Source organism: Streptomyces sp. R28, from assembly GCF_041052385.1.
In the GTDB taxonomy this organism is placed as follows: domain Bacteria; phylum Actinomycetota; class Actinomycetes; order Streptomycetales; family Streptomycetaceae; genus Streptomyces.
The window spans coordinates 8,659,676-8,684,130 of record NZ_CP163439.1 but is presented as its reverse complement, the minus strand read 5'-3'; the positions used below and the strand labels follow the sequence as shown (position 1 = coordinate 8,684,130).

Sequence of the window (24,455 nt, the reverse complement as noted above, 5' to 3'; positions counted from 1 at the left end):
TGGCGCCCGGATCAGCGGTGGCCGCAACCGCACTGAACACCCTGACGGCGGATCCCGCCAAACGCGAGGTCTACCGCTACGACACTTATGCACGGGAGGGCCTGCGCAGCTTCGCCGACGTGGCCGAGCTACGCCGCAGCCACGACTTCACCTTCGTCGTGCTGAAGCCGGACGCCATCGCCGGCCGGCGATGCGAGCTGATCCTCGGTATCCTCCGCGACGAGGGATGGCTGCCGGCTGCGGCCACGACCATCCGGTTCGACCCCCTGCTCACCCGTGAGTTGTGGCGCTACCAGTTCAATGCGGCCTCCGCGCAACGCATCGACGTGGTCGACCACCTGCTCGGCTCCGGCCCTGCGCTGCTGGTACTGCTGTACGACACCCGAAGGCCTGCCTGGATGCCGGCCAGCGTGCGGCTGACTGCGGCCAAGGGCTCCGCCGACCCCGAAGCCGCCCAACACTCGGACCTGCGGACCAGGATCGGGCGGGTCAATGGCCTGCTCAACTTCATCCACACCGCCGACGATCCGGCGGACGTCATTCGCGAACTCCAGCTCTTCTCATACCAGACGGGCTGGGACTGGTGCCGTGGCGCGCTCTCCGGGAGCGGGCCACAGGCTGCCGACTGGTCGCAGCAGACCGACCCCGCCCACGCGCTGCTGGACACCGTGCACGCTGCGGTTCCCGCGCATGATCTGGACGTGTACGCGGCCTTGAGCCGACTGTCCGAAGGCACCGGACGATGGGCCTCCCTGGCCCAGCGCGCAGGCACCTCGGCGCAGGTCGGTGAATGGCTCGCGGAGCTGCGGCAGGGGGCGATGCCGGACGGAGCCGCCCGGTGGGACGTCCTCACCGTGGCCACCCAGTGGATCGATTGCAATGAACACGATGTCGCCCCGATCCTGCCCACCTCCTCGGCTGCGGCATGGCGTGCGGACACCGATGAACGGCTCCTTACGGAGCAGGAGGTAGAAAGTTGTCGAGTGTGATGGGCGGTTCTGCGGTGCCGCCGTTCGTGGGCGCGGGGAACCTGATCTACCGGTCAGCTGTGGTGCCCCGCTTCGTACGAGGCTCCGGCTGCTTCCTGGAGGCCGACGACGGCCGCCGCTATCTGGACGCCGAGGCCGCGAACGGGACGGTGGCCTGGGGTTACGACGCGTCGATACTGCAAGAGGCCGCCCGCCGCTGCCTCGACCTGCCAGCCCTGCCGTCATTCTGTGAGTCCCCCCTGCGGCTGGGTGTGCTGGAGCGCCTTGAGCGGCTGTTCTCGGAGGTGCTGGGGGCGCCGGGACGCATCGAGTTGGACCTCGGCGGAGCCCAGGGCATGGAGACCGCTCTGCGGATCGCCTTCAGCGCCAACGGGCCGGGCACCGTCGTCGTGTTCGAAGGCGCCTTCCACGGCCGGTCCGGTGTGACCAGCATGCTCAGCTCCAGTCCGCGCTACCGCGAGCTACTGGCCGCCTGGGGACTGGAGGTCGTACGGCTGCCCAGCCCCGACTGCCGGACCTGCCCGCACACGGCCGCGTCCTCAGACGGCTGCCGGACCGGCTGCATCAGCGCGGTGACCCGCTGGGGCTCCGAACTGTCGGGTGTCGGCGGTGCCGGTTTCGGGCGCAAGGTCTCGGCGTTCATCTTTGAGTCTGTCCAGAATGTGGGCGGCATGGTGGTCCCCGACCCGAACCTGCTCCGGGCAGCCGTCGACCACGCGCGCCGCCAGGGCGCTGTGGTCATCGCTGACGAGATCTTCACCGGTATGTACCGGGTGGGTCCGCGGTGGGGCTTCCAGCTGGCAGGTGTCCAGCCCGACGTGGTCGTGACCAGTAAGGGACTGAGTAACGGCGGCGCGGCACTGAGCGCGGTCTGGGCACGAGAGCCGCTGGCCGATGCCGCCCACTACCCGCCCGGCAGCCACTCGTCGACGTACGTCGGGATCCCGCACGCACTAGCCGTGGTCGACACTGTGCTGGACCGCTGGGAGGCATGGAAGGACGTCGAGTCGGACGTTGCCGCGCTGGCCGACGGCATGACCACACGACTGACCGCCATCGCCGAGGCCCACACCACTCTCATCGACCGCGTGGACGCCACAGGCGGCACTGCGCGCATCGTGCTCCGGGGAGCGCACGCCCCTCGCCTGAGGCAGCTGTGCGCCACCGCCCATCGCAGCCTGGGTCTGCTGGTCGCCTCGACCGGCATGGCGCCCGATGTGATCAACATTCATCCCCCGTTGGTGATCACCCCAGGTGAGCTGGACCAGATGGCCGAGGTCCTGGACCTCGCCTTCCGCGCTCTGGCAGCGGAGCAGTCGCATGCATGACATGGGCGACCCGATGGTCTGTATCTGTATGGAGGTTACCGAGGGGGAGCTTCTCTCGGCCGTGGAGCTGGGCCACCGCGATCTGCCGGCGCTACGCGAGGCAACCGGCGCGAATACCGGGTGCGGGGACTGCGCGGTCGATATCGAGGAGCTCCTGGAGTTCGCCACCCCGGACGGGCGGATGAGTCCCCGATGAGCCCGGTCGAATTGATCATCTTCGACAACGACGGAGTGCTGGTCGACTCCGAGCGTCTGGCCAATGGACTCCTGGCGGAGATGCTCACCGAGGCGGGCCTGCCCACCACGCTGGAGGAGAGCATCCAAACGTACATGGGCGGCTCGTTCGCCCGGGTCCGGAAGCTGGCCGAGGAACGGGCCGGCCGCCCACTGCCCGCGGACTTCCAAGAGCGCTACCAGCAGCGCCTGCTGGCGTCGCTGAGCACACGGCTGCGGCCGGTAGCAGGGGCCCGCGAACTCCTGGAGTCGCTGGCGGCCAGCGGCATACGCTTCTGTGTGGCCTCCAGCTCCAACCGTGAACGGCTCGCGCTGACGCTGAGGGTGACCGGTCTGTCGCCGCTGCTCGGAGACCGGGTGTTCAGCGTGGACGACGTCACTGCGGGGAAACCGGCCCCCGACCTGTTCCTGCACGCGGCGGCCAGGATGGGGGCCGATCCTGCGAGAGCGCTCGTGCTAGAGGACAGCCCGCTGGGTGTGGAGGCAGCGCGGGCCGCCGGGATGCGGGTCGTCGGATTCGCCGCGACGACGCCGGCTGACCGACTGGCCAAGGCCGACCACGTCATTGCGTCGCTGGCACTGCTGCCCGGGTTGGTCGGCATACCGGCACTTGAATGAGAAGGCGTGATCCATGTTTCTGGTGATACCTGCCGAGGACGACCTGACGGTCACCCTTGTCCTACCGACCGGAGTGCGTGACCGCGACGAGGCCGCGGCCGCGGCTCTCGACCCGCTGGCCCGCGGTGTGCTGACCGCTGCAGTGGGCCTGGACGGCACGCCTCTGGGGGCCTTTCTGGCCTCCCGTGACGCCGTGGCCGAAGCTCTCGTCGGGTACGAGACGCTCACTTTCCGGTGCTGTCTGCCCCCTGGCGCGGTCGCGGATTGCCTGCCGGTCTTCTTGGAGGCCGTGGCCCGGCCTTCGCTGACCGTTGTCAACGAGCAGCCGTACGATGCACGCGGCTCGGCCCGTTCGAAGCTGAGGGAGATGCTCTTCGCAGGGCACCCTCTGGCGCGTCCGATCCCCAGCCATTCCGGGACACCGGAGCTTTCGAAGGTGCACCAGGACGTACTGGCGAGCGGCACTCCCGTCGTCGTGGTGGCCGCTCCAGAGACGCTCGTGCCCGGGGCGCTGGAGGCGCTGAAGAGCGCTCTGCCGCAGGCATCCGAACCGGCCTGCGGCGTGAAGCGTGAGGCGCCCCCCACGGAAGTCTTTTCGATCGGCGGCCTCAACCTGCGCGCCGCCGCCGAATCAGCCCGCGCCCGGGTGGCGGCCGGAGGCATCGCCGCAGCCCGGACGGAACCGGCCGCACTCGCCCTTGCGGTGCTCACTGAACTGTTCGGCGACGGGGAGGCCTCGGTCCTCTGGCACACCCTGAACACCGATTTCGGTATCCGCTGTGTCCTCGAGGCCACGTACGAGGGCTACCAGGACTGTGGGTTGTTTCAGGTGGAGTTGGACCTCGACACCGAGTGGGTCGCCACGGCGGAATCCCTGATCCGCGAGCTGCTGGAACTTACCGCGGCGGGCCGCCTCGGCGAAGCGGCATTCCTGACGGCCCGGACAGCCGCGTGCGAGCGGGCCTCAGCCGAGGCATCCGACGTGCCGCTCGCCTCATACCGAGCCGCCATCGAAGCTCTCGACGGCAGTGTGCCCGGCGACCGGGCGCAGCGCTTGGAGCAGGTGACCCCGGAAGGGCTTGCATCGGCAGCCGCCAGGGTGCTCCGCACCTACTCGGTCGCGGTCGTCTGAATGGCCCCCTGACCGACGGAAACTTGGAGAGTTGAGAGATGGATCGTGATTTGACCCGGCTGCAGAGGCTCGACTGGTCACGGATCGAGGTGGCCGAGCACGTAGCCGGCCAGGTGACTCACATGATCGGATCCCCAGGCGCCCTGCGGGAGCTGATCGACAACGCCCTGGACGACACCCAGTTGCTGGGCTTGTCGGAACAACAGTGGTGGGGCGACCGGATCGTGCTGTTCGACGACCCCGACAGTATGCTCCGCATCCGTCTCCACCGCTTCGATCAGGGAACTCACTTCCCGCACAGCCACCGCTGGCCCTTCCACACCCGGATTCTCAAGGGCCGGTACCTGCACCGCCTGTACGGGCCCGAGTCGTATGTGAAGGCCCAGCTTGACGTCGAGCATCCCAAGCCGTTGGTACCCAGCACCATCCGGACCGAGGGCGAGGGCTCTTCGTACGCCATCGACCAGCACATGGTGCACTCAGTCACCTCGGCGACGAATACCTTCTCCCTGGTGATTCAGGGGCCGCGGCTGAAGGCGGAGTCGCTGCGCACCGCGCAGAACGGGGCGATCATTTGGAAGGGCGGCCGAGCGACCGAGAACAAGGTCGCTGTTGAACAGGTCGAAATGCCGAAGGACCGCCTGCTGGAAGTGCGCGAACTTGCCCTGCGTTCCGGCGTGATCGACCGCTGAGAGGTACGTCCGGGGTGTCGGCCGGCCGACACCCCGGACGTACTGAGCCTCAGCCGACGGTCGCCACGAAGAGAGTCGCTTCACCCATGACGGTCACCGCCGCGTCCGCGGCCGACAGGAAACACGACTCGCCGCGGCCGAGCTTGACCTCGGAGCCACCGGCATCTCGCAGCACCGCGTCGCCCTCCACACACAGCACAATCCGTGGCCCGCCGTCCAGGACATCGACCAGCTCGCCACGGAGGCTGAACTGGTACAGCCGGAACTCCGGTGCCGTGGAGTCGTACACCGCCACGGCCGACGATCCAGGCAACACCCGCGGCTGCAACACCGGCACATCGACCGTCGGATCGACGATGCGGAGCAGTTCGGGGATGTTCATGTGCTTCGGGGTCAGACCGGCGCGCAGTACATTGTCCGAGTTGGCCAGCAGCTCTACGCCAACACCTTTGATGTAGGCATGCAGTCCCCCGGCAGGCATGAAGAGCGCCTCCCCCGGATTCAATATCAGGTGCCGGAACAGCAGCGACGCGAGCAGCCCGATGTCACCTGGGTGATCGACAGCCATCCGTACGACCGCGTCATACGCGGCCATGTGCGCACCGCTTTCCTCAGCGAGCCGCGCGCAGGCCGACACGACCGCGTCAAGCAGTCCGGGCCTCTCCTGTTCGGGCCAGGTCAGCACCAACCGCAACGCTTCCGTCACGCGCTCCGGTCCGCCACCGTCACGTAGTGCCTCGCTCACCGGCCGCAGTTCTGCCAGCCCAAGCCCGCCGAGTATGTCAGCAGCCTCGCGGACATCCCGGAACCCGGCCAGCACTTCGAACGGCGTCAGTGCGCACAGGATCTCCGGCTTCGGCCAGTCATCCACGTAGGTCCGCGTACCCCCCTGCCCCTGTTCCGCGGCGAACCCGGCCTCGGCCTGAGCCCGGTTGGGGTGCACCTGTATCGACAGTGCGGTCTCAGCAGCGAGAATCTTCAGAAGGAAGGGCAGCCGCCCCCCGAAACGCCCCTGGCACTCCGCCCCGAGCTCCAGCCCGGGATCCGCGGCCACAACGGCATCGAGCGTTGTCTCCCTTCCGCCCCGGATGACCCCGGAGGGGGCCGACGGATGCGCCCCCATCCACAACTCGGCCTCTGGCCCCGCAGACGGTGTCGGACGCCCTTGGATATCGGCGATGACATGCCTGGAGCCCCAGGCGTACGGCTGGACGACAGGTTGAAGAAGATCCATTAGAACAACGTACTGTGATTGCACAGGTGGCACGAGGGGCAGGGCTCCCACGGACCAGTTCCAGCCGCAGGCCCGCCGGCCCACCCACCTGGGCATCTCCTTGGCCGTTGACAACAGGATCCAGCGAGCGTCGGCCGCCTCGCGTGGGGCAGCACGAGTGCGACAAGATCGGCCAACTCCTTCGCCATACCCTTGTCCAGCTCGAATGGATGCCGCAACGGATCCGCTTCCGCCCAGGTCAAGGTGTGTGCCCATAGCTCAGCTACCGCGCCACTCTGCCGTGCGCAGCCACTCGAACTCCACCCAATACTGGCTGGACACGCCACAACACCGGGAAACGATCTCCGGTCGAATGGGAAGCGATCTTCATCCACTTCTGTCATGGCTGGTCAGCGGTACTCGTGAACACCCCATCTGAACAGCAACTCCCGTGCAACGGGGGGAACCTCTCACGACGACGGCTGCGTTCAGCCAGCGCCGACAACCTGACCAGGGGTAGATCTCGGCGACGCCTGCAGCCGCCGCCACATAACGCTCTGCCCTCCTGCTCGGGTTGGCCCAGCGCTGGGAATGCCCCCTGGTGCGGGCGACGTGGACGTCCGAGCCCGCGCAAGGTGCACCGATTCGTACACGCCGCATCCGGTCCGGCAGCCGATGCGTCCCGCTGGAGGGGCCATGAGACCACTATTCCTCGCGGCTCCCGTACGGTCCGTCCGGCGGGCAGCCAGGCGGTCGGATCCGCCGCGCTGCCGCCGCTGTGATCTCCTCAGGAGTGAACGTGCTGAGCAGGGTGCTGAGTTGACAGTCCAGCCTCGACCGGCGTGTGGACCGGTCTCGGGCGAGGGCCTGGGCGACGGCCTCCCGCAGGTGGTCCTCCGGACTCTGTCCCGCGGTAGCGGCCTGAGCGCGGATCTGTTGCCATGCCTGTTCGGTCATCGGAATGCTCATGCGGTACTGCCCGTCAGAGCTGGGGAACAGGCTGCAGAGCACGTCGATGGGCAGTGTGTCGTCCAGCCGTTGCCAGATCTTCCTCATCGCCTTGTGTTCGTTCTTCGCCGACACGAGAACCACCAGGCGTGTGTGGTCCTTGCAAGCCGCCAGAGGCAGACGACTTCCCTGTTGCGCCGCCTTCAGCTCGACGGTCCCAACGGCTCGGGTCAGGGTGATCTCAATGGCGTGCAGCGTCACTTTCCGCTCTCCCTCATCGCGATAGGCACAGAGGAACTCACTCGAGTGAGACCTCTCCGTCGGGCAGCCATCCCTCCCAGTAGCCGTCCATGAGCAGCGGCAGCGTGTCGGGTTCCACCCGCACGCCTGCGTCACGCAGTTGGGCCGTGCTCCACCAGCGCGCGCCCTCCCCTAGCAGGGCAGGTGCGTTCTGCGGCCAGGCTCCGGTGACCGGTCGGGCCAGGACGACGTATGCGATGCGGCGCCGCGCGCCGGTGGCCGGAAGCACGCCGACGACCGGCGCGATCAGCAGACCGGGCAGGCCGGTCAGCGACCGCAGGTAGCGCACCGCGGCCCGGCAGTAGGGCTCGCCTGCACGCACCGGCACGACGGGCACCGACCAGCACTTGGCGTCCCGGTGCCTGACGGGCAGCAGCAGGAAGCGGCGGACGGCCGGGTCGATGACGACGGGGCGGACCACGACGGCCGCGGCGGAGCGGGCCCGGGGTCCTTTCCTGGTGGAGAGTCACGATGGACGCGATCGAGCGCTACCGGCCCAATCTGCCCGGCCCCGTCTGGGGCCGTGTCGGCCCCGACTGCCGCCGCGCAGTGGCCCAGGCCAAGCCGGCCACGCCGAAGGAGGCCCGCGACTGGCTCGGCGCTCTGGCACACGCCGCGGCACACGCCGACGCCGGCGGACGTCCCACGAAGGCCGAGCACCTGCTCGCCCCGGAGGCGATCGAGTGGTACCTGGCCACCGGCTGCCTGCACCTGGAGGAGTCCTCCCGCTCCAACCGCCGAGGCCGCCTACACAAGCTCCGCCGCGCCCTGCTCGGCCCCGACCTGATCACCGGCAACCCTGCCGCCTACTCCGGCTCGGACTCCTCCCGCCCCTACACGCGGCCCGAGCAGGCCCAGTTGTACGCGAACGCCCGCGCCCAGCCCACCGACGAGCTCCGCTACGGCCTGCTCACCCTGCTCTCACTCGGCTTCGGTTGCGCCCTGGACTCACCCGAGATCATCCCGCTGCGCACCCACGACATCCGCGAAGCACCCAATGGCGCTGTGGCCGTCGCCGTCCGCGGACAGCGCGCCCGCGTGATGCTGTGCCGCACTGCCTGGGCCCCGGTCCTGACCGAGGCCACCTCCTGGGCCTCCCGCCCCGGTGAAGCCCGTTACCTCTTCCGGCCCTCCAGCCACGCCCGCGGCACGAACACTGTCACCAACTTTCTCGCCCGCACCAAGAAACCACCAGGCAGTCCACCCCTGGTCATGGGGCGGACCCGAGCCACCTGGCTCGTCGACGCCATTGAGGCCCGCATGCACCTGCCCACCCTGATGGCCGCCGCAGGCCTGACCACCCTGCGCTCGATCGACCGAGTCCTGCCCTACGTCCGCAACCTCACGCCCGAACAGGCCGCCGCCGCGCTGAAGGAGTTCTGACAGGTGAACCGCAGTCTCGCCCGCCACGCCCACATCGCCCGCCTGCGCTCCCAGCGCGTCCCCGTCCCCGACCGCGAGGTCATGAAAATCATCGACCAAGTGGCCGGCTCCGGCCTGGTCAAGGAGATCGAACCGCTCGTCTCCCGCCGGACGGGCAGCCCCTGCACCCTCCCGGTCAAGGCCCTCCTCGTCGGCATGTGCCTGACCGCTGCCCGCGATCGCGGCGTCATCCTCTTCACCCGTGTCACCAACCTGCTGTACTTCGCGCTCTCCGACGAGATGCGCCAACAGCTCGGCCTGCGCCACTATCCCGACCACGACCGCGGCTTCGAGTCCGCCTACGCCGTCGTCCCCCGCCGCATCCACAGCGTCCTCGACGCCATCGACCCGTCACCGCTGCCCAAGAACCACCGCCTGGCACGCCGCCACGCCGAGAAACTCCTGGCGCAGGCCGACCCGGCCGAGCTCGCCCGTCGGCGCACGCTCATGCTCCGCGTGACCAACATGATCCTGGCCATGTCCCTGCGCGAGGCCCTGCCCCTCCTCGAAGGCCACTGGGACGGCTCGGTCTGCGTGGACGCAATCGTCATCGGCACATACGCCAAGGGCCTCGCCTCCGACAGCCTGGTCACCTCCACCGACCCCGACGCCGCCTGGTACGTCCGCACCACCAAGCACAAGGACCCCCTCGCGCTCGACGACCTCGCCCCCGCCCAGCAGGACAAGAACGGCGCCAAGCTCCAGAAGAAGGCGGACCGCATCAAGAAGCGCCTGTACGGCTACGACGCCTCCCTCGTCATCGCCCGCGACCCCGACCACGACGGCGTCCCGCTGCCCGACGGCTCGGCGAACCCCGACGTCGTCCCCGCCCTGGTCATCGCCTTCTCCGTCGAAAAGCCCAGCCACCGGCCTGGGCAGGTGGCCGTCGAAGCCCTCCAGCAGATCGACGACAGCCTCCCGCGCGGCTACCTGGCCGGCGACCGCGCCTACAACGGCCAGAAACCGGAGAGCTTCCAGCTCCCCATCCGCGCCATGGGCTACGAGCCCGTCTACGACTACGCCAAGGACCAGCTCGGCGTGCAGGCCGGCTTCGCTGGCGCCGAACTCGTCGAGGGCAACTGGTACTGCCCCTCCATGCCCGACGAGCTCAAGAACGCCACCAAGGACCTGATCAACGAGAAGATCGACAAGCAGACCTGGATCAACCGCATCCGCGCCCGTGCCGCCTACCTCTTCACGCCCAAGCAGCGCCCCGACGCCGAGGGCCACCGTCGCGTGATGTGCCCCGCCCAAGCAGGCCGCGCCCAGTGCCCCCTCAAGAAGCACACCCTCGGACGCGGCATCCACCTGCCCCTCATCGACCCCGCCCCCAGCCCCGCGGGCTCACCCCCATGCTGCAGCCAGAAGACCGTCACAGTCCCGCCAGAATCCGGCGCCAACCTCTGGCAACCCCTCCAGTACGGCTCCGCAGCCTGGCAGCGCGTCTACTTCCGCCTTCGTAACAGCGTCGAAGGGATCAACGGTTACGCCAAGGACCGCCTCTACGAACGCCTCGAAGACGCCGGGACCCGCCGCATCCGCGGCATCGCCGCCCAGACCCTCCTGCTGGCCTTCCAACTCGCCCACGCCAACCGCCGCAAACTCACCGCCTGGGCGAACGCCATCGCCCTCCACGGCGACCGACCCCATCGTCGGCCCACCCGCCGCCGCAAGACCAAGCCACTGGGCACCTGGACCCCCAAGGGCTACGTCACTGGGCCAGAAAAGACCGAGCCCGATGAGTGAGACTGCCCACACTTCAATAGCCCGCTAAAGATCAACAACCACAAAGGTCGACTGCCCGGCGGCTCGCCAGCCGCCGGGCAGTCATGCGTGTAAGCACCATCACACGGCGCCTGGCCTGCCCAGGCACACCAAAACGGGCTCATCGTGATCACGATGAGCCCGTTTCGTCGGTGCTGCTAGGACACTTTCGTCGGTGTCCCGGCTACTCACCCACTCCGCTCACCGAACTCCCGCCCCTCGCAGCGGATTTGGAGGTCGGCCGAGTCTTCGTCAAGGACGAGTCGTGCCGTCTGGGGCTGCCCGCGTTCAAGGCGCTGGGTGCGTCCTGGGCGGTGCACCGCGCTCTTGCCCAGCGGGCCACGAGCGGCCAGGGGCCGGGCCCGGTCACCCTGGTGACCGCCACCGACGGCAACCACGGCCGGGCGGTGGCCCGCATGGCCCGCATGCTCGGGCAGCGCGCCCGTGTCTTCGTCCCGCAGGGTGTGCATCGGCGGGCCGTCGCGGCCATCGCCGCCGAACAGGCGGAGGTGATCGAGGTCTCGGGGCCGTACGACGAGGCCGTACGCCGGGCGGCCCGGGCGGCTGCGGCGCCCGACACGGTCCTGGTCCAGGACACCTCCTGGCCGGGCTATGAGCAGATCCCGGGGTGGATCGTCGAGGGCTACTCCACGCTCTGCGCCGAGATCGACGAGCAGTTGGCGGCCGTGGGGGCCGGCAAGGGGCCCGGCCTCGTCGCCGTACCGGTGGGCGTGGGCTCGCTGGCCCAGGCCGTCGTCACGCACTACCGCAGCCGCCCCGCCGGGCGGGCTCCGGCGCTGTTGTCGGTGGAACCGGCGGCCGCGGCCTGCGTCCTCCAAAGCCTCACCCGCGGCGAGCCCGTCAGCGTCACCACCGGCGAGACCACCATGGCCGGCCTGAACTGCGGTACCCCCTCCAGCATCGCCTGGCCCTATCTGCGCGGCGGGCTGGACGCGGCCGTTGCCGTCACGGACGACGACAGCGCCCGTGCGGCCGCCCGCCTCGCCGAGCTCGGGGTCTCCTCGGGTCCCTGCGGGGCGGCCGCACTCGCCGGTCTGCGGGCGGTGCTGAGCGGCCCGGGCTCCGAAGAGCGCCGTACGGCAATGGGGCTCGACGCCACCTCGGTGGTCGTCCTGCTGAGCACCGAGGGCACGAACGCCGACCCGCGCCCCGCCGCATGCTGACCCATCTCGCGGCCGCGGTCGGTGTGCTCGGCCTGCTGACCGTCGCGCCCGGGCCGGACATGGCCGTGGTGACCCGCCGTGCCCTCATGGCCGGTCCCGGGGACGCGCTGCGTACCGTGGGCGGGATCGCGGCCGGGCTGATCGTCTGGGGCGCGACGAGCGTGGCCGGACTCGCGGCCATGACGGCAGCCTCGCCGAGGGCGTACCTGGTGCTCAAGCTCCTGGGCGCCTGCTATCTCGTACTCCTCGGGGCGCAGGCACTGTGGCAGAACCGCCCCGCCGCACCCACGCACCGGACCGACACCGGGCCCTCCGGCGTCGGGAGCGTCGGGAGTCCCTGGCGGACCGGCCTGATCAGCAACGTCCTCAATCCGAAGATCGCCGTCTTCTACACCGGACTGCTCCCCACGCCGGCCCCGCCCCACGTGCCCCCTGCCGTGGCCATGACGCTCCTCGTCCTCCTCCACACCGCTCTCACCCTCACCTGGCTGGGCGGCTACGTCCTCCTGCTGTCCAAGGCCGGTCCCGTCCTGCACAAGCCACGGGTCCACCGTGCGCTCAGGCGGACCACAGGCGTCGTACTGCTCGGCTTCGGCATCGCCGTGTCGACCGCCTCCGGCTGATCCGCGCTCCGACTGCCTGGCAGCAGCCCTCCCCCATCCGTTCTCCCCCCGTCAGCTCTCCTCCAGCAACGTCGCCCCGACCTCCGCCGCCTTCTGCCGCAGCCAGATATGTGCCGCGTCCTGCGCGTGCAGCGGGTGCCACCACAGCGCCACCTGTACCGGCACGGCCTCGAAAGGACAGGGCAGAACACGCACCGCCGCCGAGCGCACCGCCCTGCGGGCGAGCCGCTCCTGGATCATCGCGACCCGACGGGTGCCCTCGATCATGAACGGCAGCAGTTGGAAGGTCTGGACGGAGACCTCCACATGAGGGCTGATGCCGAGCATGCTCAACTGGCGGGCGGCCGGGGCGTCGTAGGGCCGCTGGTAGACGACCCAGGGCAGGCGGGCCAGGTGGTCGAGGGTGAGTGCGTCGCCCACCTCGGGGTGGTCGTCGGCGATCATGCACAGCCAGCGGTCCTGGTAGAGGTCGACGGCGGGGAAGCCGTCGATGACGCCGTGCGGCATCAGCAGTCCGTCGACGGTGCTCAGCAGGGCGGCGGTGTTCTCCTGGACGGAGGGCGCCGGGTGCTGGAAGGTGAGCCGGATGCCGGGCGCCTCGTGGTGCACGGCGCGGGCGAGCGCGGCGCCGAACACGGCCGCGCCGTAGTCCGAGGCGAGCAGCGTGAACTCGCGGGTCTCGGCGGCGGGGTCGAACTCGGCCTGGCTGGCGAAGACGCGCTCCAGCAGGTCGCACGCGGTGGCGCTGCGGTCCCGCAACGCGACGCCGAGCGGCGTCAGTTCGTAGGAGTTCCCGCTCCGGGCGAGCAATTCGTCGTCGAAATGCCGGCGTAGCCGGGACAGCGCCGCGCTCATGGCGGGCTGGCTCAGACCGATGCGCTCGCCGGCGCGGGTGACGTTGCGCTCCTCCAGCAGCGCGCGCAGCGCGACGACCAGGTTGAGGTCGAGTCGGGACAGGTTCACCGGGCACCACCTAGCAAGCGAAAGCCATCCATGTCGTGGATTCGACGCATCCACAGGATTGATTTCCGTGATTCGCCGATCGAGGTCAGAGTAGACCGCACCCCAGCAGGAGGAAATCTGATGGTCACACTCGTGCAACCTGCCGGCCCGTTCGCGCTCGGCACGTTCTCCACCCCGGACGGGGATCCGTTCCCCGGTCTCCTGGCCGAGGACCGGGTGCTCGACCTGAGCGGCGCCCTGGACCCGGCACCGTCCGACGTGCGTGCCGTACTGGAGCGGTGGGAGGACACGCTCCCCCTGCTGCGCGCCCTGGCGGACGACGACTCCCGGGAGTGGCGGCCGCTGGCGGGCCTGCGGGTGCACGCCCCGGTCGACCCCCGGCAGATCTTCCAGTCCGGCGCCAACTACCGGCAGCACGTGATCGACCTGGAGGTCGCCCACCGCTCCCCCGACGACCCGCGCACGGTCGAGGAGGCGCGGGCCGAGATCGCCGCGGTCATGGACCGGCGGGCCGCCGAGGACCTGCCGTATGTCTTCATCGGCCTACCGAGCACCATCGCCGGACCGTACGACGACGTCGCACTCCCTTCCTGGGCCGAACAGCCGGACTGGGAGCTGGAGTTGGCGGCCGTCATCGCCAAGCCCGCTTACCGGGTCTCCGTCGAGGAGGCCATGGAGTACGTCGCCGGGTACACGATCGCCAACGACCTCACCGATCGCGCCACCGTCTTCCGCCGGGACATGAAGGCCATCGGCACCGACTGGCTGCGCTGCAAGAACGCCCCGGGCTTCACCCCGCTCGGCCCGTGGCTGGTACCGGCCGAGTCGATCGCCGATCCCGGTGATCTGCGGGTCACCCTCAAGCTCAACGGCGACACCATGCAGGACGAGTCCACCAAGGACATGCTCTTCGGCATCGCGCGGCTGGTGTCGTACATCTCGCAGACCGCCCGGCTCCTGCCCGGAGACCTGGTGTTGACCGGCAGCCCGGCCGGCAACGGCATCCACTGGGGGCGGCTGCTGCGCGACGGCGACGTCATGGAGGGGGCGATCACCGGTCTGGGCGCGCAGCGCACGCGCTGTGTGGAGGAGACGTCATGAGCCTGGACCGGCACGACCCGGAGGGCGCGATCGCCGAGGCCGCCAAGGCGTACTCCAACTGGGGGCGCTGGGGCGAGGACGACGTGCTCGGCACCCTCAACTTCCTCGACGAGGCCAAGCGCCGGGCGGGCGCCGCCCTCGTACGGCGGGGCGTGAGCTTCTCGCTGTCGCAGCGGTTCGACATGAACGGGCCGCAGAAGGGCTGGCGCCGGCGCACCAACCCCGTGCACACGATGCTCGACACCGGCACCGACGCGGCCCTCGGCAACCAGGGCTTCCCGCACGGCATCGGCGGCGCCGACGACGTGATCGCGATGCCGTTGCAGTGCTCCACGCAGTGGGACGGGCTCGGGCACATCTTCGACCACGGCAACGCCTGGAACGGGCGAGCGGCCGAGAAGGTCGTCACCTCCGACGGCGACCTCGTCACCGGCATCGAGCACATGGCGCCGTACGTCGCCGGGCGTGGCGTGCTGCTGGACGTGGGCCGGGTCGTCGGGGAGGCCGGTGAGCTGCCCGACGGGTTCGCCGTCACCGAGGAGCATCTGACCGCGACCGCCGAAGCCCACGGGGTGGCCGTCGGACGCGGTGACATCGTCGTCGTACGGACCGGGCAGCTGGCCCGGGTACGCCGCGACGGCTGGGGCGAGTACGCCGGCGGGGCCGCGCCGGGGCTGTCTTTCACCACGGCGGGCTGGCTGCACCGTACCGAGATCGCCGCGGTCGCCACCGACACGTGGGGGTTCGAGGTGCGGCCCAACGAGTTCGAGCACGCGTTCCAGCCGTTGCACCAGGTCGTCATCCCCAACATGGGGCTGCTGATCGGCGAGATGTGGGACCCGGAGTCGCTCGCCGAGGACTGCGCGGCGGACGGCGTGTACGAGTTCTGGCTGACCGCCGCGCCGCTGCCCATCACCGGAGCCGTCGGCTCCCCCGTCAACCCCGTCGCCGTCAAGTAGCCGCCCGGCCGCCGGACACACCGACCTCTCCCTCCCCCCGACAGCCGACGACAACGGCAACGGCAACGGCAACGGCACATCCGGCCCGCACCCCGCCCCCGCCCCCGCCCCCGCACTCGCACCCGCACCCGCACCCGCACCCGCCCTCGTCCCCACCCCCGTCCCCACCTCTGGCCCGCACTCCCCGCGGGCGAGCCGCACCCCGCCGCCCGAAGTCGCGCGGCCCGAGATCGGGAGGTACCCCCGACATGGCTGACCGCCCCACCAGTTCCGTCCTCGTCATAGGCGGGGGCGCCTCCGGCAACGCCGTCACCCTCCTGCTGCGCCGCGCCGGCCTCACCGTCGACCTGATCGAGGCCAGGCCCGACTGGAACGCCACCACCGGCTCCGGCATCACCCTCCAGGGCAACGCCCTGCGGGTGCTGCGTGAACTGGGCCTGTGGGAACAGGCGGAGGCCTCCGGATTCTCCTTCGGCACGCTCGGTATCACCGCCCCCGACGGCACGGTGCTGCACATCGCCGAGGACATCAGGACCGGCGGCGACGACCTGCCCGCCACCCTCGGCATGCAGCGGCCCCGGCTCCAGCAGATCCTCATCGACGCGGTCCGCGCCTGCGGCGCCACGGTGCGCCTGGGCACCACCGCCGAGTCCCTGGAACAGGACGCCGAGGGCGTCCGTGTCCGCTTCAGCGACGGCACCGAGAGCCGCTACGACCTGGTCGTCGCCGCCGACGGCCTCAACTCCGCCACCCGCGCCGCGATCGGCATCACCGACAAGCCCGAACCGACCGGCATGGGCATCTGGCGCATCGCCGCCCCACGGCCCGAGAGCGTGACGCGCTCCGACCTCGCCTACGGCGGACCGGCCTACATCGCGGGCTACACCCCCACCGGCGAGGACACCCTCTACGCGTTCCTCGTCGAAGGGTGCCGCGACCGCGCCTCCGTCGACCCGGCCGGCCACGCCGACGAGATGCGCCGCCTGGCGCAGGCGTACGGCGGGGCCTGGCCGGAGATCACCCAGCACATCACCGACCCGAAGCAGGTCAACTACACCTGGTTCACCCGGATGCTGGTCGAGGGTTCCTGGCACCGCGGCCGGGTCGTCCTCGTCGGCGACGCCGCCCACTGCTGCCCGCCCACGCTCGCCCAGGGCGCGGCCATGTCCCTGGAGGACGCGCTCGTGCTCGCCGAGCTGCTCACGAGCGGCCGGGACTGGGACGACGAGCTGTTCCAGGCCTACTACGAGCGCCGCATCCCCCGGGTGCGGGCCGTCGTCGAGGCGTCCGTGCAGATCGGCCGGTGGCAGCTGGACGGCGTGCGCGACGCCGACGTCCCCGGGCTGATCGGCCGCACCATGAACCTGCTCAAGGAGCACCCGTGAAGGCACCCACCGTGGACGTGCACGCGCACCTCCTGCTCCCGGAGATCGAGGAGGCCGTCGCCGGTCGCCCCGGACTGGCCGAGGCCCGCAACCTCGACGCCCGCCGCAACGGGCCGGCGGCCCTCGCGGTGAACGGGCCCATGGTGGGCGCGCGGGTGCCGAAGCTGACGAACGTCGACGTGCGCCTGGCGGCGATGGACGAGTCCGAGGTGGACGTACAGCTGGTGAGCCCCTCGCCCGGCCACTACCACTACTGGGCCGATCCTCAACTGGCCGACCGGATCTGCCGGTTGGCCAACGAGGGCACCGCCGCGCACTGCGCCAAGGCCCCCGACCGACTGCACGGCCTCGGCATGGTCCCCCTCCAGCACCCCGACCTCGCCGTCACCCTGCTCGACCACGCGCTGCAACAGGGGCTGAGGGGGGTGGAGATGTCCTCGCACGCCCCCGGGCCGGGCGGCGCACGGGAAGTGGAGCTGTCCGACCCGCGGCTCGCGCCCTTCTGGGCACGCGCGGAGGAGACCGGCGCCGTCGTCTTCCTGCACCCGTTCGGCTGCACGCTCGACGAGCGCCTGGACCGGTGGTACCTGTCCAACACGGTCGGCCAGCCCACCGAGAACGCCGTCGCCCTCTCCCACCTGATCTTCTCCGGCGCCCTGGACCGCCATCCGGGCCTGAAGCTGCTGGCCGCGCACGGTGGCGGCTACCTCCCCACCCACATCGGCCGCTCCGACCACGCCTGGCGGGCCCGCCCCGACGCCCGGGCCTGCTCCCGGGAGCCGAGCAGCTATCTGAAGCAGCTGTACTTCGACTCCCTCGTCCACGACCCGCACGTCCTGCGGGAGTTGGTCCGCGTCGCCGGCGCCGACCGCGTCCTGCTCGGCTCCGACTTCCCCTTCGACATGGGCACCGACGACCCGCTGGACGCCCTGCGCGCAGCCGACCTGCCCGACCACGACTTCCACGCGGTGCGGGGCGGCAACGCCGCCGCCCTGCTCAACCTCGCCTGAGGAGGAACCCCCATGAGCAACCGCCTGCTCACCCACCTGCGCCACGTCGACCTCGCCGTACCCGACTACGACAAGCAGCTCGACTTCTACTCCGGCGTCTGGGGCCTGACCAAGGTCGCCGAGGACTCCGGCATCTCCTTCCTGGCCGCCGAGGGCAGCCCCGAGCAGTACGTCGTACGGCTGCGCAAGGCCGACGAGAAGCGCCTCGACCTGGTCTCCTACGGCGCCGGGAGCGCGGCGGACGTGGACGCCCTCGCCGAGCAACTCCTCGCCCAGGGCGTGCAGTTGATCTCCCAGCCGGGCAAGGTCGACACCCCCGGCGGCGGCTACGGCTTCCGCTTCTTCGACGTCGACGGCCGCACCATCGAGGTCTCGGCGGACGTCGAGGTGCGCCGGCACCGCAAGATCGAGGAGAAGGAGTCGATCCCGGTCAAGCTGTCGCACGTCGTCCTCAACTCACCGGACCTGGACAAGACCCGCGAGTGGTACGAGACCCACCTCGGCTTCCGCCTCTCCGACACGCTCGGCCATCCGCACATCGGCGACGTCATGCACTTCATGCGGATCAGCAACCAGCACCACTCCATGGCCATCGCCAAGGGCCCGCACACCTCCCTGCACCACATCTCCTTCGAGATGCGCGGGATCGACGAGTACATGCGCGGCTCCGGCCGGGTGATGCGCGCCGGCTTCAAGAAGATCTGGGGCCCGGGCCGGCACATGGCGGGCGACAACACCTTCACCTACTTCCTCGACCCGCACGGCAACACCGTCGAATACACCACCGAGCTGGAACTCCTCGACGAGGACACCTGGCACCCCCACGTCTACGACTTCTCCAAGCCCGAGGTCACCGACCAGTGGGGCACCGCCAACCCCATGAACGAACTGGTCACCAAGGAGTCCTTCAACGACCCCGACCGGGGCGTCTTCGTCGCCCCGCCGGTGTAAGGGGCGCCGACCATTGCGCATCGCCACTTACCTGTACGAGGGACGCCGTCGGTGCGGAGTCGTGGAGGGCACCGTCGTCCGGGCTCTGCCGGACGGCACCTCACCCCTGAACGCCGTCGGCACCCGCCCGGTGGGGGACGCCGTCCCGCTGTCGGACGTACGCCTGCTGCCGCCGCTGGAGCCGCCGACCGTCCGGGACTTCGTCACCTTCGAGGAGCACGTGGAGGGCGTACGGCGCTCCGTGGACGGGGCCGCCGGGGTGCCGGAGCGGTGGTACGCCGCCCCGACCTTCTACTTCGCCAACCCCTACGCGGTGTACGGCCCGCACGACGACATCCCGATGCCGCCGGGGTCGGCCGTGCTCGACTTCGAGCTGGAGGTCGCCGCCGTGATCGGCCGAGCGGGCCGCGACCTCACGCCCGAGCAGGCCCGCGACCACATCGTCGGCTACACGGTCTTCAACGACTGGTCCGCCCGCGATCTGCAGTCGGCGGAGATGAAGGTGGGCCTCGGCCCCTGCAAGGGCAAGGACACCGCCACCACCCTCGGCCCGTACCTCGTGACCGCCGACGAGCTGGAGCCGTACCGGGACGCCGACGGTTTCCTGCGTCTGGCGCTCACCGCCTCGGTGAACGGCGAGGTGGTCGGCGAGGACCTGCTGTCCAACATGAGCTGGACCTTCGAGGAGATGGTGGCCTACGCCTCGCGCGGCACATGGGTACGTCCCGGGGACGTGCTCGGCTCCGGCACCTGCGGCAACGGCGGCTGTCTGGCCGAGCTGTGGGGCGTGCGCGGCCGGCAGGACCCGGCGCCGCTGAAGCCCGGCGACACGGTCACGCTCACCGTGGAGGGCATCGGTTCCGTGTCCAACACCGTGGTGGCGGGCGCTGATCCGGTGCCGGTGCCGGTCGCCCGACGTCGGCCCCGGGAGCGGCCGTGAGCGACCTGCATCCCAAGAGGCTCCTCGGCAAGGTCGTCGTGGTCACGGGTGCGGCGCGCGGCCAGGGCGCCGCCGAGGCCGCGGCGCTGACCCGCGAGGGCGCCCGGGTGATCGCCACCGACGTGACGGACACCCCCGGCTGCCGCCGCCTCGACGTCACCAGCGACAAGGAGTGGTCCGAACTCGCCGCGGAGCTACGGGAGTCGTACGGCGGTGTCCACGGCCTGGTCAACAACGCGGGCATCACCTGGCGCGCCCGCCTCGGCGACGTGCGCCCGGAGGACTTCGACCGCGTCCACTCCGTCAACGTCACCGGCCCGCTGCTCGGCATCCAGCACCTCGCCCCGCTGATGACGCCGGGCTCGTCCATCGTCAACGTCGGCTCGACGGCCGCGCTCACCGGCCACTACCCCGTGGCCTACACGGCCAGCAAGTGGGCGCTGCGGGGCCTGTCGAAGGCGGCGGCGACCGAACTCGGCCCGCGCGGCATCCGCGTCAACACCATCCACCCCGGCTACATCGAGACGGAGATGACCGCCTCGGCGGCCCCCGCCTTCCGTGAGGCGAACATCCGCGAGACGCCGCTCGGCCGCACCGGCACCGTCGACGAGATCACCCCGCTCGTGGTGTTCCTGCTCTGCGCCGAGGCGTCCTTCATCACCGGCGCCGACATCCCCGTGGACGGAGGTCTCACCGCGCACGGAGGCGTCAAGTCCCTCTCGGACGCGGTGCGTTCGTGAGCCGTCACCCCGTCACACCCAGAAAGGCACGTGTGTGAACAAGGTCTGTGAGAGCGCCGCCGAGGCGGTCGCCGACATCCCCGACGGCGCGTCGCTGGCCGTCGGCGGCTTCGGCCTCAGCGGCATCCCGGCGGTCCTCGTCGAGGCGTTGCACGCACAGGGCGCGACCGGCCTGAAGGTCGTGTCGAACAACTGCGGCGTGGACGGGCGAGGCCTGGGCGTGCTGCTCGCGGCGGGCCGGATCGCCCGGGTCACCGGCTCCTACGTGGGCGAGAACAAGGAGTTCGCCCGCCAGTACCTGTCCGGGGAACTGGAGGTGGAACTCGTGCCGCAGGGCACGCTGGCCGAGCGACTGCGCGCGGGCGGCGCGGGCATTCCGGCGTTCTTCACACCGGCCGGGGTCGGCACCCAGGTCGCGAACGGGGGGCTGCCGTGGCGGTACGCGCCCGACGGATCGGTGGCGGTGGCGTCCCCGGCCAAGGAGATCCGCGCCTTCGACGGCCGCCCGCACGTCCTGGAGCACGCCATCACCGCGGACTTCGCGCTCGTCCGGGCCTGGCGCGGCGACCGCCACGGCAACCTGCTGTTCCGCAAGGCGTCGGCCAACTTCAACCCGCTCGCGGCGATGGCCGGACGGGTCACCGTCGCCGAGGTGGAGGAGCTGGTGGAGCCGGGTGAACTCGGCCCCGACGAGGTTCATCTGCCCGGGATCTTCGTCCAGCGAATCGTGCGGCTGACGCCCGAAGAGGCAGCCGACAAGCACATCGAGAAGGAAACGGTACGTTCCTGATGACCTGGACCCGCGACCAGATGGCCGCCCGCGCGGCCGCCGAACTCACCGACGGCTCCTACGTCAACCTCGGCATCGGCCTGCCCACACTCATCCCGGACCACCTGCCACCCGGCGTCCATGTCGTCCTGCACTCCGAGAACGGCATCCTCGGCACCGGCCCCTACCCGATGGCCGACCAGGTCGACCCGGACCTCATCAACGCCGGCAAGGAGACCGTCACCGTCCTGCCGGGGGCCTCCTTCTTCGACTCGGCCCTTTCCTTCGGCATGATCCGCGGCGGGCACATCGACACCGCCGTGCTCGGCGCCATGCAGGTGTCGGCACGCGGCGACCTGGCCAACTGGATGATCCCCGGGAAGATGGTCAAGGGGATGGGCGGCGCGATGGACCTGGTCCACGGCGCCCGCCGCGTCGTCGTGCTGATGGAGCACACCGCCAAGGACGGCTCCGCCAAGCTCGTCGAGGAGTGCACCCTGCCGCTCACCGGCGAACGCTGCGTCCACCGCGTCATCACCGACCTCGGCGTCCTCGATGTCACGCCGGACGGTCTGGCACTGGTCGAGACCGCTCCCGGGGTCACCGTGGACGAGATCGCGGCGCGGACCGGGGCACCGCTCCTGCCGAACCGGAATTCGGCATGGTGATGTCCTCCTCGTCCGAGGCGATCAGTGCGCCTACGGGATCTCCTGCTCGGCCCAGATGATCTTTCCGTCGGCCGTGTAGCGGGCGCCCCAGCGATGGGTGAGCTGGGCCACCAGGAACAGGCCGCGGCCGCCCTCGTCCATGCTCCGGGCGTGCCGCAGCCGCGGGGCGGTGCTGCTCGCGTCGGAGACCTCGCAGGTCAGGCGGGAGTCGCGGAGCAGTCGTAGGCGGATGGGAGGGTCGGCGTAGCGGATCGCGTTGGTGACCAGCTCGCTCACGATCAGCTCCGTCGTCATGGCCAGTTCCCCGAAGCCCCAGGCCTCCACCTGGCGGGTCGCCCGGGCCCGGATGTCGGCGACGGCGGCCGGGTCCACGGGCACCTCCCAGGAGACGACGTGCTCGGGGCCCAGGGCGTGCGTGCGCGTCAGGAGAAGGGCGATGTCGTCGGGTTGCGGCACGGGTACGAGCCGGCGCACCGCGGACGAGCACAGGGCGTCGAGGTCGAGGTCGTACCGGGACAGCAGGTCGCCGAGCCGGGCCATGCCCCGTTCCATGTCGCGGTCGGCAGCCTCGACGAGGCCGTCGGTGTAAAGGCCGAGCAGGCTGTTCTCGGCGAGCTCGATCTCGCAGGACTCGAACGCGATCCCGCCCAGCCCGAGCGGCGGCCCGGCCGGGGGCTCCGGGAAGGAGACCTGCCCGTCGGGTGCGACGACGACCGGGGGCGGGTGTCCGGCGCGGGCCATCGTGCAGCGTCTGGTGACCGGGTCGTAGACGGCGTACAGACAGGTCGCGCCGAGGAAGGCGGAGGTGCTCCGGTGGGCCGTCTCGGCCGCACCGGCCGCCTCGCCGTCGGGATGCTCCTCGCTCAGGCGCAGCACGAGGTCGTCGAGGTGGGCCAGCAGTTCGTCGGGCGGCATCTCCATGTCGGCGAGGGTCTGTACGGCGGTGCGCAGCCGGCCCATGGTCGCCGCCGCGGTGATGCCGTGGCCGACCACGTCGCCGACGACGAGGCCCACCCGGGCGCCGGACAGCGGGATCACGTCGAACCAGTCGCCGCCGACTCCGCCCGACGGGTCCGCCGGCAGATAGGAGGAGGCCACCTCCAGCGCCGTACCGCCCGTCAGGGCCTGCGGCAGCAGACTGCGCTGCAGGGTGACCGCCGCCGTGTGTTCCCGGGTGTAGCGGCGGGCGTTGTCGACGCACAGCGCCGCTCGGGCCACCAGCTCCCGGGCGACCAGGACGTCGTCGGGCTGGAAGGAGACGGGATTGAGCGACCGTATGAACGTGGTGAGGCCCAGGGCGGCGTTCCGCGCCCGCATCGGCACGGAGATGAGGGAGTGCAGGCCGAACTCGCGCATGCTGGCGGCCCGCTCGGGCTGTTCGGTGGCCCACAGCTCGTCCGACGGGTCGAGGACCGGGATGAGGATCGGATCGCCGTCGACGATCAGATGCGCGTCGTGCGGCGGGGGCACGAAGTCGACCCGGTCCCCGATCTGCGCCACCGCCTCGGGGCAGCCCTCGCGCACCGAGTTCATTCCGGCCCGGCGCATGACCGGCTTGGCGGGTGCCGGCCCCGCGTCGGTGAGCCACGCCCCGTGCCCCTCGGTGCTGAGCACCGGCTCCAGCAGGTCCACGACGACGAAGTCCGCGAACCGGGGCACGGCGAAGTCGGCGAGCTCCTGAGCCGTCCGCAGTACGTCCAGCGTCGTACCGATGCGCGTGCCGGCCTCGTTGACCAGCGACAACAGCTGGCGGGCGGTCCACCGCTCGGTGACGTCCGAGACCATGTAGCAGACCCCGGTGACCGAGTCGGCAGCGTCCACGAGGGGGAAGAAGGAGGTGGAGTAGGCGTGCCGGCGGTGCGGATCGGCCCAACTCCAGCCCACGTACTCGTAGTCGGTGACCGGGACGCCGGTGTCGAGGACCTTGCGCATCAGCGCCTCGATGGTCTCCGCCTGCAGCCCGGGCAGCAGTTCGCTCAGCCGACGGCCGAGCCGCTGCTCACGGGGCACACCGCCGAAACGTTCCAGGGTGTCGTTCAGCCAGACGTAGCGCAGCTGCGTGTCCATCACGGCCATGCCGACCGGCGAGCGGGTCAGGAAGCCGTCGAGGACGGACTGGCCCACCTCCCACTGCTGCCGCCGCTCCCGCGCCGAGAGCAGAAAGCACTCGTCCGCGCCGATCCGGAAGGACGCGGAGACGCGCAGGTCCACTTCGATACGGCGGCCGTCGCGCCGCCGTACGGGGATGAGGCCGCTCCACCCCATGCCGGCCCGGCAGCGTGCCACGACACCGGCCACCCGCACCGGATCACCGGGCATCGCCAGCAGTCGTGCGGCCGGGCCGCCGACGATCTCTGCCGCCGGGTGGCCGAGGAGTTCCTCCGCGGCCCGGGTCCAGCCGAGCACGACACCGCGTCCGGACACCACCGCCGCCGCGTCGGAGGACGCGTCGAGGAGGGCGCGCGCTCCCGTGGACGTGCGCGCGTCCGGTTCTTCTCGCGGAGCATCCATGGGTCCTCACG

The 24,455-nt window shown here is 70.6% G+C and carries 24 protein-coding genes; 19 read left to right on the top strand and 5 right to left on the bottom strand.

Annotation, left to right across the window (positions count from 1 at the left end; all coding sequences use genetic code 11):
• Positions 1-17 precede the first annotated feature (17 nt).
• The 6 genes from AB5J49_RS38005 to AB5J49_RS37980 are packed head-to-tail and all read left to right on the top strand — an operon-like array spanning position 18 to position 4,993.
• Positions 18-989 carry a hypothetical protein gene (locus tag AB5J49_RS38005; protein WP_369173394.1) on the top strand — a complete coding sequence of 324 codons (972 nt, stop codon included), beginning with the start codon at positions 18-20 and terminating at the stop codon, positions 987-989.
• Entirely contained in the window at positions 986-2,317 is a 1,332-nt protein-coding gene (locus AB5J49_RS38000; RefSeq protein WP_369175393.1) for an aminotransferase class III-fold pyridoxal phosphate-dependent enzyme, read from the top strand. Before AB5J49_RS38005 ends, AB5J49_RS38000 begins: the two co-directional genes overlap by 4 nt.
• A 1-nt stretch (position 2,318) precedes the next feature.
• Complete coding sequence (locus AB5J49_RS37995) at positions 2,319-2,513, top strand: (2Fe-2S)-binding protein (RefSeq protein ID WP_369173393.1); 195 nt, start codon at positions 2,319-2,321, stop codon at positions 2,511-2,513.
• The gene (locus tag AB5J49_RS37990; protein ID WP_369173392.1) at positions 2,510-3,169 is read left to right on the top strand and encodes an HAD family hydrolase; all 660 of its coding nucleotides are present in this window, start codon (positions 2,510-2,512) and stop codon (positions 3,167-3,169) included. The genes AB5J49_RS37995 and AB5J49_RS37990 overlap by 4 nt, the downstream gene beginning before the upstream one ends.
• Positions 3,170-3,182: 13 nt before the next feature.
• Positions 3,183-4,301: an insulinase family protein gene (locus AB5J49_RS37985; RefSeq protein ID WP_369173390.1), complete on the top strand. Its 1,119-nt coding sequence runs from the start codon at positions 3,183-3,185 to the stop codon at positions 4,299-4,301.
• 50 nt (positions 4,302-4,351) lie between these two features.
• The gene (locus AB5J49_RS37980) at positions 4,352-4,993 is read left to right on the top strand and encodes a hypothetical protein (protein ID WP_369173389.1); all 642 of its coding nucleotides are present in this window, start codon (positions 4,352-4,354) and stop codon (positions 4,991-4,993) included.
• 49 nt (positions 4,994-5,042) lie between these two features.
• On the opposite strand, the gene manA is transcribed toward AB5J49_RS37980, so the two are convergent.
• The 3 genes from manA to AB5J49_RS37965 all read right to left on the bottom strand — a co-directional run bounded on the left by manA (position 5,043) and on the right by AB5J49_RS37965 (position 7,875).
• Positions 5,043-6,227 carry a mannose-6-phosphate isomerase, class I gene (gene manA / locus AB5J49_RS37975; protein ID WP_369173387.1) on the bottom strand — a complete coding sequence of 395 codons (1,185 nt, stop codon included), beginning with the start codon at positions 6,225-6,227 and terminating at the stop codon, positions 5,043-5,045.
• A 684-nt stretch (positions 6,228-6,911) separates the two neighbouring features.
• On the bottom strand, positions 6,912-7,415 hold the full coding sequence (locus AB5J49_RS37970; RefSeq protein WP_369173386.1) for a hypothetical protein: 504 nt from the start codon (positions 7,413-7,415) through the stop codon (positions 6,912-6,914).
• A gap of 37 nt (positions 7,416-7,452) precedes the next feature.
• Positions 7,453-7,875, bottom strand: coding sequence for a hypothetical protein (locus AB5J49_RS37965; RefSeq protein WP_369173385.1), 423 nt, complete (start codon positions 7,873-7,875; stop codon positions 7,453-7,455).
• A 50-nt stretch (positions 7,876-7,925) separates the two neighbouring features.
• Between AB5J49_RS37965 and AB5J49_RS37960 the strand changes: the two genes are divergently transcribed.
• The 4 genes from AB5J49_RS37960 (at position 7,926) to AB5J49_RS37945 (ending at position 12,447) form a co-directional block, all read left to right on the top strand.
• A complete protein-coding gene (locus AB5J49_RS37960; protein WP_369173384.1) occupies positions 7,926-8,837 on the top strand; it encodes a hypothetical protein in 912 nt (303 codons plus the stop codon).
• A 3-nt stretch (positions 8,838-8,840) separates the two neighbouring features.
• Entirely contained in the window at positions 8,841-10,622 is a 1,782-nt protein-coding gene (locus AB5J49_RS37955; protein ID WP_369173383.1) for a hypothetical protein, read from the top strand.
• Between the two features lie 173 nt (positions 10,623-10,795).
• Positions 10,796-11,824, top strand: coding sequence for a diaminopropionate ammonia-lyase (locus AB5J49_RS37950; RefSeq protein ID WP_369175392.1), 1,029 nt, complete (start codon positions 10,796-10,798; stop codon positions 11,822-11,824).
• Complete coding sequence (locus AB5J49_RS37945; RefSeq protein ID WP_369173382.1) at positions 11,818-12,447, top strand: LysE family translocator; 630 nt, start codon at positions 11,818-11,820, stop codon at positions 12,445-12,447. The genes AB5J49_RS37950 and AB5J49_RS37945 overlap by 7 nt, the downstream gene beginning before the upstream one ends.
• 51 nt (positions 12,448-12,498) lie before the next feature.
• Here AB5J49_RS37945 and AB5J49_RS37940 read toward each other — a convergent pair whose 3' ends face one another.
• The gene (locus AB5J49_RS37940) at positions 12,499-13,410 is read right to left on the bottom strand and encodes a LysR family transcriptional regulator (protein ID WP_369173381.1); all 912 of its coding nucleotides are present in this window, start codon (positions 13,408-13,410) and stop codon (positions 12,499-12,501) included.
• 120 nt (positions 13,411-13,530) lie between these two features.
• Here AB5J49_RS37940 and AB5J49_RS37935 point away from each other — a divergent pair, with 120 nt between their 5' ends.
• From AB5J49_RS37935 to AB5J49_RS37895, 9 genes are all read left to right on the top strand, one after another.
• On the top strand, positions 13,531-14,511 hold the full coding sequence (locus AB5J49_RS37935; protein ID WP_369173380.1) for a fumarylacetoacetate hydrolase family protein: 981 nt from the start codon (positions 13,531-13,533) through the stop codon (positions 14,509-14,511).
• On the top strand, positions 14,508-15,470 hold the full coding sequence (locus AB5J49_RS37930; RefSeq protein WP_369173379.1) for a cyclase family protein: 963 nt from the start codon (positions 14,508-14,510) through the stop codon (positions 15,468-15,470). Before AB5J49_RS37935 ends, AB5J49_RS37930 begins: the two co-directional genes overlap by 4 nt.
• A gap of 248 nt (positions 15,471-15,718) precedes the next feature.
• On the top strand, positions 15,719-16,855 hold the full coding sequence (locus AB5J49_RS37925; RefSeq protein ID WP_369173378.1) for an FAD-dependent oxidoreductase: 1,137 nt from the start codon (positions 15,719-15,721) through the stop codon (positions 16,853-16,855).
• Entirely contained in the window at positions 16,852-17,865 is a 1,014-nt protein-coding gene (locus AB5J49_RS37920) for an amidohydrolase family protein (protein ID WP_369173377.1), read from the top strand. Before AB5J49_RS37925 ends, AB5J49_RS37920 begins: the two co-directional genes overlap by 4 nt.
• 12 nt (positions 17,866-17,877) lie before the next feature.
• Positions 17,878-18,816: a VOC family protein gene (locus AB5J49_RS37915; RefSeq protein WP_369173376.1), complete on the top strand. Its 939-nt coding sequence runs from the start codon at positions 17,878-17,880 to the stop codon at positions 18,814-18,816.
• 13 nt (positions 18,817-18,829) lie between these two features.
• Positions 18,830-19,756, top strand: a complete 927-nt coding sequence (locus AB5J49_RS37910; RefSeq protein ID WP_369173375.1) for a fumarylacetoacetate hydrolase family protein — start codon at positions 18,830-18,832, stop codon at positions 19,754-19,756.
• Entirely contained in the window at positions 19,753-20,496 is a 744-nt protein-coding gene (locus AB5J49_RS37905) for an SDR family NAD(P)-dependent oxidoreductase (protein WP_369173374.1), read from the top strand. Before AB5J49_RS37910 ends, AB5J49_RS37905 begins: the two co-directional genes overlap by 4 nt.
• Positions 20,497-20,530: 34 nt before the next feature.
• Positions 20,531-21,286: a CoA transferase subunit A gene (locus tag AB5J49_RS37900; RefSeq protein ID WP_369173373.1), complete on the top strand. Its 756-nt coding sequence runs from the start codon at positions 20,531-20,533 to the stop codon at positions 21,284-21,286.
• Positions 21,286-21,933 (top strand): CoA transferase subunit B, encoded by a 648-nt coding sequence (locus AB5J49_RS37895; RefSeq protein WP_369173372.1) that lies wholly within the window; start codon positions 21,286-21,288, stop codon positions 21,931-21,933. Before AB5J49_RS37900 ends, AB5J49_RS37895 begins: the two co-directional genes overlap by 1 nt.
• 30 nt (positions 21,934-21,963) lie before the next feature.
• Here AB5J49_RS37895 and AB5J49_RS37890 read toward each other — a convergent pair whose 3' ends face one another.
• Positions 21,964-24,444, bottom strand: coding sequence for a SpoIIE family protein phosphatase (locus AB5J49_RS37890; protein ID WP_369173371.1), 2,481 nt, complete (start codon positions 24,442-24,444; stop codon positions 21,964-21,966).
• Positions 24,445-24,455: the final 11 nt, after the last annotated feature.